The following is an 18,384-nucleotide window of genomic DNA, read 5'->3' on the forward strand; positions in this document are numbered from 1 at the left end:
GAAGAGGTATTTGATGAAACAGAATAAAAATTCTACTATGAAATTTGTAGTTATTTTAACACTATTAGCAGTCGCTATACTGGCTGCAGTCGTTGTATTCAGCAATAAAGAAGAATCCGCGCCAACGGATATAAAGAAAATTGATATTACCGGGCAACCTTCACTTGGGGATGAAGATGCTCCTGTTACGATAGTTGAATTTGGTGATTTCAAATGTCCTGCATGTAAAGCGTGGGGTGAAATGATTTATCCGAAATTAGTTACTGATTATATCGAAGCAGGTACAGTTCAATTTGCATTCGTGAATGTATTATTCCACGGTGAAGAATCGACGTTAGGGTCGATTGCCGCTGAATCCGTTTTGGAGCGTCACCCGAGTATGTATTGGGATTTCCATCACGCATTGTTTGATGCACAGCCAGCTGAGAATCATGATGCGGAGTGGATAACTCCTGAAAAAATTCTTGAAATTGCGAGTGGCTTCCCTGAGATTGATCAGGCTCTATTAAAAGAAGATATGGAACAACAAGCGACTATGGAGAGTGTTAAACACGACGAAGATTTAGTAAGAGAAGTTGGTGTTTCCATGACTCCAACTATTACTATAAACGGAAAAGTGATGGAGGATCCATTTGATTACGAAGCGATTAAGGCCGCAATCGAGCAAGCGAAGAAGGATGAAGACTGATGAAGTATAAAGAAAACCAATCCAAACCACAGGGATACCTTTTATATGTGGCTTGGGTGGTTTCGCTAGTTGCTATGTTTGGGAGCCTGTATTTCAGCGAGATTAAAGGCTATATTCCATGTGAGTTATGTTGGTATCAGCGCATACTGATGTACCCACTTACATTACTATTGGGGATTGCAACTTTTCAGAATGACACTACTGTTAAAAAGTTTGTGCTTCCGCTAGCTCTTATTGGAGGAAGCATCTCCTTCATGCACTATTTGGAACAGAAGATACCGGGTTTTGGAGGGATCAAGCCGTGCGTAAGCGGAGTGCCTTGTAATGCCGAGTACATCAATTGGTTTGGATTTGTTACGATACCCTTTTTGGCATTAATGGCCTTTGTACTAATCGCTGTCTGTATGTTTCTTATTAAACCAAAGAAGTTAATCGAATAAAGAATGCTGTTTTAAGAAGCCGAAGTGGTCGATTGTCGATCTTTGGCTTCTTTTTCTTTTGAAATCAGAAACGGTACCAGGTCCCAACACAAATCAGAAACAATTCTGAATTGAATTAGAGTTGTGTGCGGACCTGGTACCGTTTCTGAAGTATATTGAATTAATCCAATACACTTCATCTTTGATTTCACTAGTAAATAAGTATAAAATGTACATCTGTACTTCTATAACATTACGGAAGAGGTATGAAGGAATATAAAGAATAAAAGTTTTAGTGGAGGGTCTGTATGAATTATAGAATCGGTAACAAGCAAGTATTCGAGCAAGCACAGTTGAGATCGGTTTCAGATGTACCGTTTACTGAAGAAGAACTTCAAAATGGTATGATGTTAGCGATAGCTAAGAAAGACGCTACGTTGGCGTTGTATTTGATAGAGGTAGACGGTCATAAGAAATTTGAGGTTCGTTGGGATGATTCACACGAGCTTTTCAGCGGCTGGAATTCGGCTTGGGAAAATTTCACGTGGTGTTTAGATATCGTAGGTAACTGATTTTCAGATACTTGTGTGCAAAACTATTCATCTATAAACTCTAAAAAACTCCGCAGGTTTATGTAAACTGGCGGAGTTTTTTGTGCTTTTTTTGCGGTACCAGGTCCCCACACAAATCGGAAACTATTCTGAATTGTGCCGGAATTGTGTGGGGACCTGGTACCGTTCGTGCCGTTCGTCTGTCAGTGCCCAAAAAAGCCCCCCCAACATATGCTAATACAAGAGAATATGTTGGTGCTACTTACAAGGGGAAAGGAGCTACTAGTTCATGGCTACAAAACCGCAGCAATTAAAAATGGGTGACACAGTAGGGATTGTAACGCTTGGGAGTCCGCTCGCAGCTAATCGCATTACGGAAGGGATTCGGATGTTGCAAACGATGGGATATAAAGTTGTGGTGGGTGAACATGTGTATGGCGCTAATGGCTTTCTTGCGGCTACTCCTCAGCAAAGAGCTTCGGATTTAATGATGATGTTTACCAATCCGGAAGTGAAATGGATTTTACCTACTCGTGGGGGAGTCGGGGTAGCAGGTATTTTACCGTTCCTTGATTTTAACGTCATTAAACAAAACCCTAAAATTGTCTCGGGATACAGCGACATCACGATTTTATTAAATGTGTTGTTTGAATATGCGGACCTTATCAGTTTTCAAAGTTTGTTATTGCTAGACTTTACTTCAGGAACCCCTCCATATAATTTCAATCAATTCTTTACGGCGACTTCAAACGTCACGGCACCTTGGCAAATTATGAACCCGCCTGAAGTTCCACTGATCGGATTGGTTCCAGGAAACGTCACAGGACCGATTGTAGGCGGAAATCTCACGTCATTCGTAGGCACGTTAGGCACATCCTATGAAATCAATACAGAAGGTAGAATTCTTGTTTTGGAAGAAACACATGAACCGATTAATACGGTGTATCGATACGTAAAACACTTAGAGATGGCAGGGAAATTTGACGATTGTGCAGGCATCATCATGGGACAATGTACGAACTGTGATTCTGCCTACGGAAAAAGTTATGTGGATTTGATCAATGAATTTCTAGTTCCGCTAGGCAAACCTTTAATGACCAACCTAGCGACCGCACATGGCCGCTATAAAGCCACCATACCTATTGGGTCGCGTGTGAATATGAATACGGTGAATCGTACATTGACGGTGATGGAGCCGGTGGTGAAATAGGTGCCAGGTCCACATATAATTCACTACTATACGCAAGTTTTAGGGTATACTAATAAAGCAAGAAAATCTTCCGAGACGACAGGAATAGTAGGTGAATACAATGGGGAAGTATCAATTGGATAGTAAAGGTAAGGCATCCGTGGCAAAGTATCATGAAAAAAACAAGCCGGCCCAATTTGATAAAAAGCAGCAACTCGAAAAAATACGTACGGCATATTTGGAAAAGAAGAAAAAACAAGCGGATGAATAAGTGGCAACTAATACTTGATTCTCCTAATAACCCTTGGAAAACTCTCAGCATGTATTGTGGGGAGTTTTTTGTATTTCGTCATCGTATCCTTTAACGAAATCTTTTCATAGATAATTCAATTTAATATCGTAAACCAATAATTGTTGATATGATTAAGGTATATTCTGCATGAAAAGTCAGTAGACTGCGGAAAATACTTAACAAGGTGTGAATGATATTGAATCTCTTAAATGTTAGAAAAGGCCAATTCGTTTATTATCAAAATAAGCTGCATAAAGTCTATTCTGTAAAAGCTTTTTTTAAGCAGTCCGTTCACTTGATCCGACTCGAAGACTTTGAACAACAGCTGGCTACGGCTAAAGAAATTAATTTGTATAAACCCAAACATCTGGACAGTTTTGTCGTGAATCATAAACGGTATACATTGCACAAAGATGAGAAGGCAAAAGTAGGCGATTATATTTTAATCATTAATCCTCAGCCGGATTCTTTAGATCATCACCATCTACATGCAATTGAAATGGTATCTTCCATTGAACGTCATGGCGTCATTAGTAATAAATCCAATGGTATTAAACATAACGAGTATTGGGTGATGATGCCGGGGCTTGAAGACGGTGCGAATATTATTGATATGGAAATTCCAGATGCTCAATATAATAAGGCACAAGTAGAAGAAAAGTCGAAGGTCAGTGTACCTCAAGCGCATCAACCTAAAATCGGCGACGTGTACCAATGCAACACAAAAGATCCAGTTCTTCAGGCGATGGTTGTGGCGATCCAGGGGGAGACGGTTTATTTAGGCGGGAATCTCGAAATGAATATAAATGAGTTGAACGATGCGGAGTCATGGAGTTTAGTTCATCGGAAGTCGCTTTCATAAGATGGGTACCAGGTCCCCACACAATTTGGGTACAATTCATGACTGTATGGAGAGTAGGTAGGCGATAGTTTTAGTTTCCTGCTTGAGAAGTCAATATGTACATTCTTTAAGACAATAAAAAGAGTGGATCAGGCTTGATACCTGATCCACTCTTTTTATAATCCACATACATCATTGTTGCATTTTACCCGCAGTATACCCGCCATCCACCGCAAGTGTCACACCGCTAATTGATCTCGCAAGGTCTGAGCATAGGAATACCACAGCGTTTGCTTGTTCTTCTGCGGTAGACATTCTTCCGGCTGGAAGGGAAGCCAGTACGCCTTGGTATTGTTCTGGCGAAGTTTTGGACCAGCTTTCAATTGCCGGTGTAATCGTTGCGCCTGGTGCAATAGAATTAATCGTGATGCCTTGTTGGCCATATTCCAATGCTACTGATTTTGTAAGACCCGCAATGGCGTGTTTAGATGCAGTGTATGGCGCCATGTTCGGTGAGCCTTCAATGCCCGCACCGGATGCTGTATTGACGATTGCACCGCCACCCGTTTTTAGCATAGCGTTTACTTCATGCTTAATGCAGTAAAACGTGCCATACAGATTTACTTGTAGCGTAATATCCCAGTCCTTCGAATCCATTTCTCCAATAGGCTTTAACCCTTTGTTAATGCCTGCGTTGTTATGTGCAAAGTCTAGCTTGCCGAATGTTTCAACTGTTTTATTGACAAGTCCGATCACTTGCTCTTCGTCACTTACATCACATTTAAAAAAGGCTGCTTCCCCGCCAAGATCTTGGATCAGTTGTACGGTTTCTTGCCCTGCCTCTTCACTTACGTCAGAGATCATCACCTTAGCACCCGCTTTTGCTAATGCAATAGCAGTGGCTCTACCGATGCCTGAACCCGATCCTGTTACTAATCCTGCTTTACCTTCCATAATTCCTACCATGAAAAACACTCCTTTTTTGTCAATGTACTTTTTAGGTTATATACATATTACGACTGCCCATTCAATTGAAGAGGTTGAGTTCTGCGTTTTCTATTGAACAACATACGCTCAAATGGTGGGGAAATCAACTGTAAGGGGTAGGGAGGTACCAGGTCCCCACACAATTTAAAAACAATTCAGGAATGTATAAAGAAGAGGTAATTGTTTTAATTTCCTCTTTGAGAAGTTTATATGTACATCTTTTACTATAATCATTATTGCGTTTCATCCGCGACATGGAGGGGATAGTATATTTTTAACAATAAATACAAAATAATACGTCCTATCCATGCATACAATTTAAATGCAGGCTGAAGGGCAGCCAGCTTCGACTAGACTAGTAGAACGGCAGGTTGCCTATATATAAGCATTGGTAATTATAAAAAGGGGGATTTTTATGGAGTGGGATTATGAATATGATGTAATTGTCGTTGGTTCAGGAGCGTCGGGATTTTCGGCCGCGATCACGGGAAAGAAAGAAGGCTTGAAGACGGTCCTAATTGAAAAGGAGAAAGTATTTGGAGGGGCGTCGGCACTTTCGGGAGGTGGGGTTTGGATTCCGAATAACCGATATTTGGTAGAAGGTGGAGTACAGGACAGTTTTCAGGAAGCGAAGATGTATTTGGATGCAACGGTCGGTGACAAAACGTCGGATGAGATGAAAGAGACCTATTTGAAGAAAGGCGTCGACATGATGGATTATCTCCATGACACGTCCGAACATATGCGGTTTACGTACGCCAAAGACTACTCAGACTATTATCCTCACTTAGAAGGTGGTAAAGGTGGGGGGCGTTCCATCGAGCCTACAGTCTTTAATCTAAACAAGCTGGGCGGTTGGCGAGGGCAGATGAAGAAACCCGCGATGGATACGAAAGGGTTTGTCATGACAGGACAGGATTTCCGTCATATCAATATGATTACTAGAACATGGAAAGGAAAGAAGAGAAGCTTGACGCTCGGCTGGCGTTTGGTTAAGCACTTGGTTTTGAAAGCCAATTATTCAGCTTTGGGCCAAGCGCTGATCGGTAGACTTGCGATAACATACAAAGAGCTTGGCGGCGAGCTTTGGCTAGATAGCCCGTTCATCGATTTTATTATCGAAGACGATTCAATTACCGGTATTAAGATTATGAAAGATGGCAAAGAAACACGTGTGAAAGCATCGAAAGGCGTCATTTTTGCGTCAGGCGGATTCTCCCAGAAACAGTCGTTTCGTGAGAAGTATCTTCCAGCACCGACGGATAAAACATGGACATCCTCTCCGCAAGGGCAAACGGGGGATTTATTGGATCCCGCCCAGATGCTTGGCGCGAAACTTGGCTTCATGGATAAGGTTTGGGGCGCACCGTCGATCATTGATCATACAGGCAAGCCGTTCTTCTTAGTGGCGGACCGGGCCATCCCGTCTATGATTATCACAGACCAAGATGGCAACCGCTATATTAATGAGCCCACGCCATACCATGAATTTGTGGATACTATGTATGCGCACCATGAAAAAACAGGCGGTAAGGCAATCCATTCGTGGATCATCCTAGATCATAAAGCAAAGAAACGTCATCTCTTCGCGGGATTGTTCCCAGGACAAGATTTCCCTAAAGAATACTATGAAAATAATGTGGTTCTAAAAAGCGAAACGATTGCAGGATTGGAAGAGCAATTGGCGATACCAAAAGGAAATCTAGTGAAGACGGTGGAGCGGTTCAATGGATTTGCGGAGACAGGAAAGGATCTTGATTTCCATCGGGGCGAAACGAAGCACGATCAGTACTACGGCGATCCCACATTGAAAAACCCGAACCTCGATGCGCTCAACAAAGGACCTTACTACGCATTGAAGATCTATCCGGGTGATATTGGAACGAAAGGTGGCGTCGTCATCGACACTCACGCCCGCGTACTGAAACAGGACGGAATGCCAATTGAAGGACTGTACGCATGTGGCAATTGCTCGGCTGCCGTCATGGGCGAATCGTACCCGGGACCTGGCGCAACAATTGGACCTGGGATGACATTTGGTCATATCGCAGCCCTTCATTGTAAGGAGAATTAGAAGTATGGAGTTAACGTACCAGGTGCTCATACAAATTAAATCGTCTTAAAGCTTCTCTAGGCGAAACATCCTGACTATAGTAAAAATTCATTTTATAACATATTACTATCCACTTTTAGTTGTCAATGGTGAAAAGATACGCTAATGGCAAAGACTTTATCTAATCAATCTACCAAATAGTCTGTACGAGAAAACACAGGGGGGATGTAGTATGAAACTGTTAACTAGATGGTCCAACACGTTAATGGAGCGATATTTACCGGACCCGTATATTTTCGTTGCTATTTTGACATTGGTTGTATTCGGGCTCGGTCTTGGATTCACAGATTCGGGTCCGCTCGACATGGTCGTGCATTGGGGAGATGGCTTCTGGGGGCTTTTATCATTTACAATGCAAATGGTCATTGTTCTAGTTGCAGGTTATGTTTTGGCGATTAGCCCAGTATTCAAGAAGTTGCTAAGCACGCTTGCAGGTGTGGCAAAGTCACCTGGTTCCGCAATTATACTCGTTTCTGTTGTAGCATTGATTGCTTGTTGGATTAACTGGGGCTTCGGTCTGGTTATTGGTGCTCTTTTTGCGAAGGAAATCGCAAAGAAAGTACCAAATGTTGATTACCGCCTATTAATTGCAAGTGCTTATTCCGGTATGATTATTTGGCATGGAGGTCTTGGTGGATCGATTCCACTGTCAATCGCGACTGAAGATCATCCATTCGCTGACATTATGGGTGTCGTTCATACATCTGAAACGATTTTCTCAACGTATAATATGATCATTGTCGTGGCGCTACTCATTGCCATTCCGATGTTGAATCGCTTCATGATGCCTAAGCCAGAAGATACCGTTACGGTGGATCCGAAGCTTTTAGAAGAACATATCGAAGTGGAGAAAGATACAGATCACACGCCGGCTAGCAAACTTGAAAACAGTGTGATTATTTCTATGCTGATTGGCGCACTTGGTCTCATTTATCTCATTCAGCATTTCATTACCAAAGGGTTCGATTTAAACTTAAACATTGTGAATTTTATTTTCCTCATTCTAGGCGTGATTTTCCATGGTACGCCGAAACGTTTTCTTGCCGCTGTTACGACGGCGGTTAAAACAGCTGGGGGCATCATCATTCAATTCCCGTTCTATGCGGGTATTATGGGCATGATGGTTGCTTCAGGATTGGCTGGTGTGATGTCCGAATGGTTTGTTTCCATTTCGACGGAAAGTACGTTTCCATTGTTCACGTTCTTTGCAGCAGGTCTGGTGAACTTTTTCGTGCCATCCGGTGGCGGCCAGTGGGCAGTGCAAGCTCCTATTATGTTGGATGCTGCGCAAACACTCGGCGTTAGCTATTCGAAAACCGCTATGGCGATTGCATGGGGCGATGCATGGACGAACATGATTCAGCCGTTCTGGGCGTTGCCGGCACTTGCGATCGCAGGACTTCGTGCGAAGGATATTATGGGCTTTTGTATTTTCGTACTTGTAGTGAGTGGGATTATTATTAGTATCGGATTATATTTCTTCTAAGTGAATTTGAAACGACTGGGATCATACTCAGTCGTTTTTTATCGTAACGGAATGTTTCCTATTTCATTCGGCAATCGTTATACTAGAAATGACGGAACGAATATATGTTCTTGATTCGACCGTACACTATACAGCTAGAGAGGTTTACATATGAAAGGCACTTCACATCTATTTATCGGTACAGCGGTCGGTGCTATTGCGGGATACGCTGTGCAGCCGGATATCAAGACTGCGTTAATTGGCGCGACGGTCGGCGGAATATCCGGCGTTGTTCCGGATCTTGACACGAATGGGCTCGCGAGCAATAGCATTACACTTAGTAAGAAAGTAAGCAAATGGCTTATGGAGACTGCCGGCATCGTGATCTTGCTGACACTCATCTATCAAGTATTTACAGAGGGACTGAGCCAAGATATTTATGTGTATGGCGGTATCGGACTTCTACTGCTTATTGTGTCGCGTATCATCACACAACGACGGATGCTCACCATCACAGGTATTCTTGTCATGCTTCTCGGCTTTGTCCTTGATCAGTCGCTCGGTATTTTACTTGCTGGTAGTTATATTATTATTGCGTCGTTCTTGCCGCATAGGTCCTATACGCATTCTATACTCGGTATTGTGTTCTATGCGTATATTTTGAAGCATGTGTATGCGCAGTGGCCGATTGACGGTCTAGTTGCTGCAGGGCTTGCTGGGTATATTAGCCATTTGCTTGCGGATATGAAGGTGCTTCCTGTTAATCGACGGGGGGTTAAGTGGTTTATGCCTTTGTGGGGGCGGGAGTTTTAGGGGTTGGGTATGGACACGGCTTGATTGGGTACCAGGTCCCCAATCAATTCAAGAACAATTCAGAATTGTTTTGGGACCTGGCACCTATTACAAGAGAAGCGCTACACACGCTTCTCTTTTTGCTATATGATTACTATAGTGGAACTTAATTTAAACAATACATAGGTGAAAAAATGAAAAGACAAAATAAAAAGCCGGTTAGTATGCAAGTATGGTTGACGGCTCTGGTGTGTATGGTTGTTCTAGTTTCTCTTTCAGTAGCCGGTTCTTTAATAGGTAGCAATGCAGCTGATCAAGCAAGGGAGTCTCAATCGGAAAAGGCGATGAATATAGCCATTACTATCAGCCATGCACAGCCGGTGATTGATGGCTTGACGGGAAAGGGACCAATTGAAGATATCCAGACGTTTACTAAATCTGTACAAAACGACACGCAAGTTGAATACATCGTAGTAATGAATAATGAACGTATCCGCCAGTCCCATCCAGTAGCTGAACGCATCGGGGAGTACTTTGTAGGCGCTGACGAAGACGAGGCGTTTGAGGGAAAGCGGTACACGTCTATGGCTACAGGAACATTGGGTAAGTCGATGAGAGCGTTTGTACCGATTAAGGCTGAAGGTCAAATTATTGGTGTAGTTGCTGTTGGTATTATGATGGATAATGTCCGTACTAGTGTTTTAGCTAGCATTAATGCAAGTTTTATCGGGATTGGATTTGGTTTACTGATCGGCTTATTAGGAGCTGTTTTATTAGCAAGAAAAGTGAAGCGTACTCTATTTGGACTTGAACCGAGAGAAATCGCTCAACAACTTCGCGAGAGAGAGTCGATGCTTGAAGCGGTCAGCGATGGCATTGTTGCCATTAATGACAAGGCGGAAATTGTCTTAGTGAATCAAGCGGCGATCACGCTTTTTCATAAAGCAGGCGTGGAAGGTAACCCTGTTGGAAAGCTTATTCAGTCCTTTGTTCCTTCGCTACCGCTTCAGCAGATGCTCGAGCATAAAAAGCCTCAGTATGACCAAGAGCTGAAATTAAATGGACTGGATGTCGTAGTCACCCAAGTACCTGTCATTTCAAACGATCGCTTAGTCGGAGCACTTGCTATATTTCGCGATAAATCCGAATTAACCTCGCTGGTGGAACAGCTATCTGGAGCTAGGGTGTACGCCGAAACATTGAGACATCAAACGCATGAATTTATGAATAAACTGCATATTATTATGGCGATGGTTCATACGAAATCCTATGATGAGTTAAAAGAATATACGGCCTATATTTCAGATGCTTACCAAACGGAAACAGGCATCGTTTCAAGATTAGTTAAAGATCCCGTCATTGCGGGCTATTTAATGGGTAAGTTAAGCGATTTACGCGACTCGGGGATACAACTTAAGTTAAATGGAGATCATCCGCTACCTCCATTAAAAAAGGTAGAGCATATGGATAAGATCATCACGATACTAGGGAACTTACTAGACAATGCGTGCGATGCGGTGAGTGATCGAGTCGATGGAGGGATTGAATTGACACTTAATTATGAAGAGTCTCGATTAGAATTTAGCGTACACGATAATGGACCTGGAATCCTTGTAGAGAATTTTGAAGAAGTATTTGCGCAGGGGATGTCCTCAAAAGGTAAAGGCCGCGGGTATGGGTTGTACCTGGCTAAAGTCGCACTGGAAGAATTAGGTGGCATTTGGTCTGTATCTTCTACGAAAGGAAAAGGGACACAATTTATTGTAAGTGTTCCATACAAAGGTGAGGAATTATGATTCAAGTATTAATCATTGAAGATGATCCAATGGTAGCGAAATTCAACGGAATTTATTTGGAAAGTATTCAAGGTTTCTCGGTTGCTGGTTTTGCAAAAAATGTAACAGAAGGTCGAAAATTTCTTGAATTGTCAAAAGTGGACCTTATTTTGCTCGATGTCTATATGAAAGGAGCGACCGGACTTGATCTGTTAAAGGAGCTTCGAAATGAGGGCGACTCGCTAGATGTTATTCTAATTACAGCTGCCAATGATAAAGAGTCTGTGCAACAAGCTCTTCGGTATGGAGCTGTTGATTACCTAATAAAGCCATTTACTTTTGAACGCTTTCAAAATGCTTTGCTGCAATTTAAAAAGCAATTTCATTTGATGAATCAGCATGAAGAGATTAGCCAGGATGAAATTGATAATTTACTTCATACGGCTGATAGAAAAAATACTAAAACATTTGAATTGCCAAAAGGTTTGACGAAAACAACATTCACACGTATTGCGGAGCAGATCATCAGATGGCAAGGAACTTCATTTTCTACAGCAGAACTCGCAGAAACCGTCGGAGTTTCAAGCGTATCTACACGAAAGTATTTACATTATCTAGTTGAACATAAACTAATTGATAGCAATATAGTTTATCAGGGAACAGGTCGTCCGCTAACAAATTACCAACTGTTGCCTGATCAAGCAGATATCCTTCAGTCGTTGCTAATTAATTAATATACAAGTTGTACTAATAAGCTTCCAGGCAGTTTGGCGACATACATTCGCAGCTGCTTGCGTTGCTTATTTTAGTTACAAAAGTATTTGTTTGATTACATAATATATATTTTCTGTATATTCGCTCTTATAGTTGAACTATTATGAAAGCGTTTTCGGAGGGATGACAATGAAGGAAATAGCATCAAATACCTGGCAGAAATTATGGCGTTCACATTACCAGGCGAAAGATTTACTCAATTTCTTTTCACATAAGAAAAAACTAACGACAGCCAATCATCATGTAACTTCAGAAGAAAAACAGTTTTCACCCGAACCCCCTAATCAGGATTCGGATAAAAGTCTGTCCTATTCTACTGTACAATTAGTAGGTCTTATTCTGGGCCCGCTATTATTTATCATCATGATGTTCTTTTTATCTCCTGAAGGGATGAATGCGGAAGCCAAATCGGTACTGGCTGTCACGCTATGGGTAGCGACATGGTGGATTACAGAAGCAATTCCAATCCCGGTTACATCGCTGCTTCCAATTTTTCTTTTACCAGTGACAGGTGCTATGGAAGCTGATGCGGTAACATCTTCCTACGGCAATGATATTATATACTTGTTTTTAGGTGGGTTTTTCATTGCTACAGCAATGGAGAAATGGAACTTGCATAAACGACTGGCATTGGCCATCATCGCTTTCATCGGTACAGGAACTCAAAGAATCTTGCTTGGCTTCATGACTGCTACAGCATTCTTATCAATGTGGGTATCGAATACAGCTGCGGTCATGATGATGATTCCTATGGGATTGGCGATTACAGCCCAGGTAGCTGCTGCGTTAAAAGGCACTCCGGAAGAAGAGGAATTGCCGAAGTTTGAAAAGGCACTTATTTTCGGAATTGGTTATGCAGGAACGATTGGTGGACTCGGTACACTTATAGGTACACCGCCCAATATTATTCTAGCGGCACAAGTTAAGGAGTTATTCGATGTCGAAATTTCCTTTGCAGGCTGGATGCTTGTTGCTGTACCGATTGTCATTGTGCTCTTGTTTTCAACGTGGATGTATCTTGGACGTTTTGCGTTTAAGATGAATATCAAAGGTCTTCCCGGTGGAAAAGAAGTTATTACCGAAGAACGAAAAGTATTAGGGAAAACGTCGTTCGAAGAAAAAGCGGTGAGTGCTGTCTTCGCTTTTGCAGCGTTTATGTGGATCACGCGTGAATTTCTTTGGATTAACATTCTCCCAGGATTAAAAGACGGCATGATTGCGGTAGTAGCAGCGGCATTGCTGTTTGCTATACCAACTTCCAAGAAATTTGGCAAACGCATTCTAGCATGGGAAGATTCAAAAGAAATTCCATGGGGAGTATTGCTATTATTTGGAGGAGGACTTGCCATTGCGGCAGGTTTTCGAGAGACGGGACTTTCTGAATGGATTGGATCACAATTGACGGCTTTGGAAGGGTTGCATATGATCGTCATTATTGCTGCCTCCTCTTTACTCGTCCTCGCATTGACGGAGTTCACATCCAATACGGCAACAGCAACAATGATTCTTCCTGTATTGGCAGCACTTGCATTGTCTATGCATATACATCCATATGCTTTAATGGTACCAGCTGCAATGGCTGCAAACTGTGCTTTCATGTTACCAGTCGGCACACCTCCTAACGCCATCATTTTCGGAACGAATAAGCTCCGTTTAGGAGAGATGGTACGGGTCGGATTTATCATTAATGTGTTTGTGCTCATACTGATTATATTAGCTGCCTACTTCCTATTACCTCTACTTTGGGGGATTGATTTGCAAGTAGTGCCTGAAGCGTTTTATTGAGGTACCAGGACCCTACACAACTTTACTGAGGTACCAGGTCCCCACACAATTCAAGAGCAATTCAGAATTGTTTCGGGACCTGGCACTTATGTGGAATCGTGTCGCGACCTGCCACTTATATAACTCGATTTCTACCAGCGCCAAATCCAACAATCAGAGTTAATACCGTAACAAATAATAATATGGATAAAGAAAATGCCCAAGTACCCGTCTTGTCAACGAGTGATCCTAATAAAACGGGCCCTATTGCAGCAAGTGAATAGCCGATTGCTTGCGCCATTCCCGATAACTTTGCTGCTTGCATTGCGGTAGTTGTACGCATAGCTAGAAAAGCTAAGGAAAGAGGGAATAATCCACCATAGGCAACTCCTATCAATCCAACACTCCAAATCATGACATCATAACTCTCACCGAATAGAAGCCCGATATACCCACCGAATGCCAACGTACATAGGATTAAAATAATGCCTCGTTGTGATGTGAATTTACCTGCAATGATCGGTACCAGTAGACTGGCAGGTAGTCCGATTAATTGGTTAAATGACAGCATCCAACCAGCAGACCCACTCGTTACACCGTAATCGATTAAAATTTCCGGTAGCCATGTCATTAGCGCGTTATATGAAAAAGCTTGTAATCCAAGAAAGGTAGCTACTTGCCATGCGAGCGGCGACCGCCACATTTTACTATCATCAGCCTTCACATAATACATGTTCACTTCGTCGGCGGATTTTCGTTGTTTAACGAAATACACCCAAATTCCAATACCTACAAGCGCAGGTACAATCCAGATACCTAATGCAAATTCCCACCCTAGCCCAGCACCGACAGCTAAAGGAATACTAACTCCGGAAGCTAAAGCAGCAAATAAACTCATTGTCGTCGTGTATACACTCGTCATCAGTGGCACTTGATTTGGAAAACGTTCTTTAATGATACCGGGAAGTAACACGTTTGAAATAGCAATTCCCACGCCGATTAAAATCGTGCCAATAAAAAGTAATGAAATGAATGGGATGGACCGAATGACGATCCCAATAGTGAGAATACACATCCCCGCAATGAGTGTAGTTTCATTGGTGAATTTAGTACTAATCTTGGGGACGATAGGGGACATGACCGCAAAGGCAATTAACGGTAAGCTCGTTAAAATACCTATGCTCCCATTAGATAGAGACAGACTTTCGCGTAGTAGACCGATAATAGGTCCTACAGATGTGATGGCGGCACGTAAATTACATGCAACGAGTAGGACTGCGGAAATTAGGAGAACTTGATTGTAACTTTTTAACTGACCATATTTATATTTATTCATGAAATCAACTCCTTTTTAGACTGAGGGAATGTACACTGCCTTTAAATGAAGGGCAGGATCCTTTTAGTCGAAAAGGGATCTCAAAACAAATCAAGAGAAATTCATGAGTATGTGATTAGGTATAAACAGCTTACTAGGTATTGCCAGATTTCCGCATGATTTTTAATTAGCTAAAGCATCTGACATTTTTCATTTGAATAATCTCCAATTTGGCTAATAACGGCATTTTTTATAAAACGCACCTTTGGACAAAAATCTTTCATCACCTTTTGTTTCTTCTGTCGATATTTGTGGAAAACGTCGTCATCAACACGATAAAAACAGGTAATAAACTCCACAAAAAGAAACCCCATTGCTGTGTGAGTAGAGATAATACTAAGAAGAAAGCAAGTGCGATAATTGAAATATAAACAGTGCGTTTCTGATATTTATTCATCTTGCACGCTCCTTTTTGTAGTACTAGTACTAATCATCTTATCACAAATATTCTAGTAAAATCCTCTTTTGAGTGATTAATCTGATAATAATAACACTCCAATTGTATGACTGAATAGAGACTTGTAGAATCTTAGAGAAAGCAACTTTCTTGAGGTACCAGGTCCCGACACAACTTAGAAACAATTCAGAATTGTTTCGGGACCTGGCACCTCCAAGTATACTCCAACGTTAAAATTTGACTTGACATTCAAATTCAGAAAATTCATAATATGTGTAAGTTGGAAACTGGCAGTGTGAAGGAAGTGAGAATGTCGTGTCGTTACGAGAGAAGAAAGTAGAAAAGAAAAAAGAAGAGATCCGGAAATCTGCTATGAGTGTTATTGCGGAAAAGGGATATCATGCCACGACGATGGAAGATATTGCAGCGAAGTTACTCATGACCAAGGGTTCCGTTTACTATTATTTCAAAGATAAAGAATCACTGGTGTATGAGAGTCATAAACTACTTTTGGAAGAAAGTATGGAGCAACTCCAAGATGTATTGGCAGAAGAACTCACGTCTGTAGAGAAGTTGCGGAAGGCTATGGTCGTTCACATGGAAAATGTCATGACAGAAAGAACGGATTTCTTTATAGGAGTTAAACCGGATCAAGTGTTTGAAGGAGAGTATTTACAAGAGATCCTCCACCTTACAAATAAATACAGTGATTGTATGAACAGACTTATTCAACAAGGGATAGAGGACGGAAGTTTTGTACAAGTAGATATGAAGATTGTGAATCATATAATTCTAGGAGCCATGAATAATGCGGTGATCTGGTATTCTCCGGAAGGTAGTAAAAGTATAGACGAATTGGCTAATTCTATTGCTAATTATTTATTGAAAATCCTAGTGTAGGACTATATATCAATGTGGGTAGAAAGGGAGCGAAGTAAATATGAACATGGATCACGTGTCAGCGGTTATTACAGGAGGCGCTTCGGGACTTGGGGAAGCTACAGCAAGAGAGATTATTGCGGCAGGAGGAAACGTAACGATTTTGGATTTACAAGAAGACCGTGGGAATGAATTGGTAAAGGAGCTCGGAGATTGCGTATTATACGTCAAGACGGATGTCACCAGCGCGGAAAGTGTTCAAGCGGCGTTGGAGCATGCGGTGAGTACTTTTGGCAAAATCAATGCAGTCGTGAATTGTGCAGGCATCGCTGTGGCGGAGAAAACATATAGCGGCAGAAAAGGTGCGCATGATCTGGAAAACTTCAGTAAGGTCATTCAAATTAATTTAATCGGGACGTTTAATACGATTCGTCTCGCTGTCGAGCATATGACGAAAAATGAACCAAATAATCAAGGCGAAAAAGGATTCATTGTGAATACGGCGTCTGTTGCCGCGTTTGACGGACAGATTGGTCAAGTGGCGTATGCGGCATCTAAAGGCGGGATCGTGAGTATGACGTTGCCCCTTGCGAGAGATTTGGCTTCTGAAGGTATTCGCGTGATGACAATCGCACCGGGCTTGTTTGAAACACCGATGTTCGCTTCATTGCCTGAGAAAGCTAAGGAATCTCTCGGAGCGATGGTACCTTTTCCTTCACGGCTCGGCTATCCGAAAGAATACGCACAATTGGTGAAAAGTATTTGCGAAAATACGATGCTGAACGGGGAAGTTATACGCCTAGATGGAGCAGTCCGTATGCAGCCTAAGTAATAAATGTGTATAGAGAATAAAAAACGTATTCAATGAAATGTAAGGGTTTACAAATGAATGTAGGAAAGAGGGGTTTAATATGAGAGAAGCAGTAATTGTGGAATGGGTTAGAACACCAGTAGGAAAAAGAAATGGTGTATTGAGTACGGTGCGGGCGGAAGATTTAGCAGCCAAGCCGCTGGCGGAAGTGATCAAACGAGCGGGAATTGATGCGGGGCTAGTAGAGGATGTCATCTTCGGGTGTGTATCGCAAGTAGGGGAACAATCTATTGATATCGCTCGGGTTGCCGCTTTGCAGGCGGGATATCCAGTTGAAGTACCCGGAACGACAGTGGACAGACAATGTGGGTCAAGCCAGCAAGCTGTACATTTCGCAGCGCAAGCTATTATTAGCGGTGATATGGATGTGGTGGTGGCAGGGGGCGTCGAAAGCATGTCTCGGGTGCCAATGGGGAGTAGTCGACTAGATGTCAAGTTTAGTGAAGAAATCACGTCAAAATACGAAATGGTTCACCAAGGCGAGTCAGCGGAAAGAATTGCTGAGAAATGGGAGATCTCAAGAGAAGAAATGGACCGCTACTCACTCGAAAGCAATGAGAAAGCTGTCATTGCACGAAAGGAAGGTCGGTTTGATAAAGAGATCATGCCGATTGAGGTAACACTTCCTGACGGCACGAACATGATTGTGAAGGATGATGAGGGGCCGAGAGAAGATACGACGATGGAGAAGCTGAGTTCGTTAAAAACTCCCTTTAGGAAAAACGGTGATGTGACGGCTGGAAACTCCAGTCAAATTAGCGACGGGGCAAATGCGATTCTGTTAATGTCCCGCGAAAAGGCAGAAGAACTCGGATTGAAGCCAAAGTTTAAAGTACTTACTCGGGTAGTGGTAGGCTCCGATCCGACACTCATGCTGACGGGACCTATACCGGCTACCCAAAAGGCTTTAGAAAAGTCGGAACTAACACTCGATGATATTGATATATTTGAAGTCAATGAAGCCTTTTCTGTTGTGACGATTGCCTGGTTGAAAGAAACAGGTGCCGATCTAAAGAAGCTAAATCCAAATGGCGGGGCAATCGCTCTAGGTCATCCGCTTGGCGCAAGTGGCGGTCGCTTGATGATCACAATGATGAGTGAACTTGAAAGAACGGGCGGCCGTTACGGACTGCAGACGATGTGTGAAGGGCACGGCATGGCGAATGCGACGATATTGGAACGATTAGATTAATTACTAATAATGAATGAAGA

The 18,384-nt window shown here is 42.3% G+C and carries 18 protein-coding genes; 15 read left to right on the forward strand and 3 right to left on the reverse strand.

From position 1 onward, the window contains the following. Positions 1–13 precede the first annotated feature (13 nt). The 6 genes from CSV74_RS00570 to CSV74_RS00595 all read left to right on the forward strand — a co-directional run bounded on the left by CSV74_RS00570 (position 14) and on the right by CSV74_RS00595 (position 4,001). Positions 14–688 (forward strand): DsbA family protein, encoded by a 675-nt coding sequence (locus CSV74_RS00570; RefSeq protein WP_099690208.1) that lies wholly within the window; start codon positions 14–16, stop codon positions 686–688. After that, positions 688–1,128, forward strand: coding sequence for a disulfide oxidoreductase (locus CSV74_RS00575; protein WP_099690209.1), 441 nt, complete (start codon positions 688–690; stop codon positions 1,126–1,128). Before CSV74_RS00570 ends, CSV74_RS00575 begins: the two co-directional genes overlap by 1 nt. A gap of 287 nt (positions 1,129–1,415) precedes the next feature. Beyond that, positions 1,416–1,679, forward strand: a complete 264-nt coding sequence (locus tag CSV74_RS00580) for a hypothetical protein (protein WP_099690210.1) — start codon at positions 1,416–1,418, stop codon at positions 1,677–1,679. A 268-nt stretch (positions 1,680–1,947) separates the two neighbouring features. Beyond that, positions 1,948–2,868: a S66 peptidase family protein gene (locus CSV74_RS00585; protein ID WP_099690211.1), complete on the forward strand. Its 921-nt coding sequence runs from the start codon at positions 1,948–1,950 to the stop codon at positions 2,866–2,868. A 100-nt stretch (positions 2,869–2,968) separates the two neighbouring features. Next, complete coding sequence (locus CSV74_RS16735) at positions 2,969–3,118, forward strand: hypothetical protein (RefSeq protein ID WP_099690212.1); 150 nt, start codon at positions 2,969–2,971, stop codon at positions 3,116–3,118. Between the two features lie 211 nt (positions 3,119–3,329). Next, on the forward strand, positions 3,330–4,001 hold the full coding sequence (locus CSV74_RS00595) for a hypothetical protein (RefSeq protein WP_369823673.1): 672 nt from the start codon (positions 3,330–3,332) through the stop codon (positions 3,999–4,001). A 171-nt stretch (positions 4,002–4,172) separates the two neighbouring features. Here the strand turns inward: CSV74_RS00595 and CSV74_RS00600 are convergent, their stop codons facing one another. Next, entirely contained in the window at positions 4,173–4,946 is a 774-nt protein-coding gene (locus CSV74_RS00600) for an SDR family NAD(P)-dependent oxidoreductase (RefSeq protein WP_099690214.1), read from the reverse strand. A gap of 436 nt (positions 4,947–5,382) precedes the next feature. On the opposite strand from CSV74_RS00600, the gene CSV74_RS00605 reads away from it, so the two are divergent. The 6 genes from CSV74_RS00605 (at position 5,383) to CSV74_RS00630 (ending at position 13,671) form a co-directional block, all read left to right on the forward strand. After that, positions 5,383–7,041 (forward strand): FAD-dependent oxidoreductase, encoded by a 1,659-nt coding sequence (locus CSV74_RS00605; protein WP_099690215.1) that lies wholly within the window; start codon positions 5,383–5,385, stop codon positions 7,039–7,041. A 211-nt stretch (positions 7,042–7,252) separates the two neighbouring features. Beyond that, positions 7,253–8,566 (forward strand): short-chain fatty acid transporter, encoded by a 1,314-nt coding sequence (locus CSV74_RS00610; protein WP_099690216.1) that lies wholly within the window; start codon positions 7,253–7,255, stop codon positions 8,564–8,566. 150 nt (positions 8,567–8,716) lie between these two features. Beyond that, the gene (locus CSV74_RS00615) at positions 8,717–9,358 is read left to right on the forward strand and encodes a metal-dependent hydrolase (protein ID WP_099690217.1); all 642 of its coding nucleotides are present in this window, start codon (positions 8,717–8,719) and stop codon (positions 9,356–9,358) included. A 173-nt stretch (positions 9,359–9,531) separates the two neighbouring features. Further along, positions 9,532–11,133 carry a DcuS/MalK family sensor histidine kinase gene (gene dcuS, locus CSV74_RS00620; protein WP_099690218.1) on the forward strand — a complete coding sequence of 534 codons (1,602 nt, stop codon included), beginning with the start codon at positions 9,532–9,534 and terminating at the stop codon, positions 11,131–11,133. After that, positions 11,130–11,846, forward strand: a complete 717-nt coding sequence (locus CSV74_RS00625) for a response regulator (protein WP_099690219.1) — start codon at positions 11,130–11,132, stop codon at positions 11,844–11,846. The genes dcuS and CSV74_RS00625 overlap by 4 nt, the downstream gene beginning before the upstream one ends. A 169-nt stretch (positions 11,847–12,015) precedes the next feature. Continuing rightward, the gene (locus CSV74_RS00630; protein WP_099690220.1) at positions 12,016–13,671 is read left to right on the forward strand and encodes an SLC13 family permease; all 1,656 of its coding nucleotides are present in this window, start codon (positions 12,016–12,018) and stop codon (positions 13,669–13,671) included. Between the two features lie 115 nt (positions 13,672–13,786). Here the strand turns inward: CSV74_RS00630 and CSV74_RS00635 are convergent, their stop codons facing one another. Beyond that, entirely contained in the window at positions 13,787–14,986 is a 1,200-nt protein-coding gene (locus CSV74_RS00635; protein ID WP_099690221.1) for a CynX/NimT family MFS transporter, read from the reverse strand. A 262-nt stretch (positions 14,987–15,248) separates the two neighbouring features. Continuing rightward, complete coding sequence (locus CSV74_RS16740) at positions 15,249–15,422, reverse strand: hypothetical protein (RefSeq protein WP_199170296.1); 174 nt, start codon at positions 15,420–15,422, stop codon at positions 15,249–15,251. A gap of 315 nt (positions 15,423–15,737) precedes the next feature. On the opposite strand from CSV74_RS16740, the gene CSV74_RS00640 reads away from it, so the two are divergent. The 3 genes from CSV74_RS00640 (at position 15,738) to CSV74_RS00650 (ending at position 18,364) form a co-directional block, all read left to right on the forward strand. Then, complete coding sequence (locus CSV74_RS00640; protein WP_099690222.1) at positions 15,738–16,322, forward strand: TetR/AcrR family transcriptional regulator; 585 nt, start codon at positions 15,738–15,740, stop codon at positions 16,320–16,322. A 40-nt stretch (positions 16,323–16,362) separates the two neighbouring features. Further along, positions 16,363–17,133, forward strand: a complete 771-nt coding sequence (locus CSV74_RS00645) for a 3-hydroxyacyl-CoA dehydrogenase (protein ID WP_099690223.1) — start codon at positions 16,363–16,365, stop codon at positions 17,131–17,133. Between the two features lie 79 nt (positions 17,134–17,212). Next, the gene (locus CSV74_RS00650; protein ID WP_099690224.1) at positions 17,213–18,364 is read left to right on the forward strand and encodes a thiolase family protein; all 1,152 of its coding nucleotides are present in this window, start codon (positions 17,213–17,215) and stop codon (positions 18,362–18,364) included. Positions 18,365–18,384: the final 20 nt, after the last annotated feature.

It is taken from the genome of Sporosarcina sp. P19 (assembly GCF_002743165.1).
Classification (GTDB): domain Bacteria; phylum Bacillota; class Bacilli; order Bacillales_A; family Planococcaceae; genus Sporosarcina; species Sporosarcina ureae.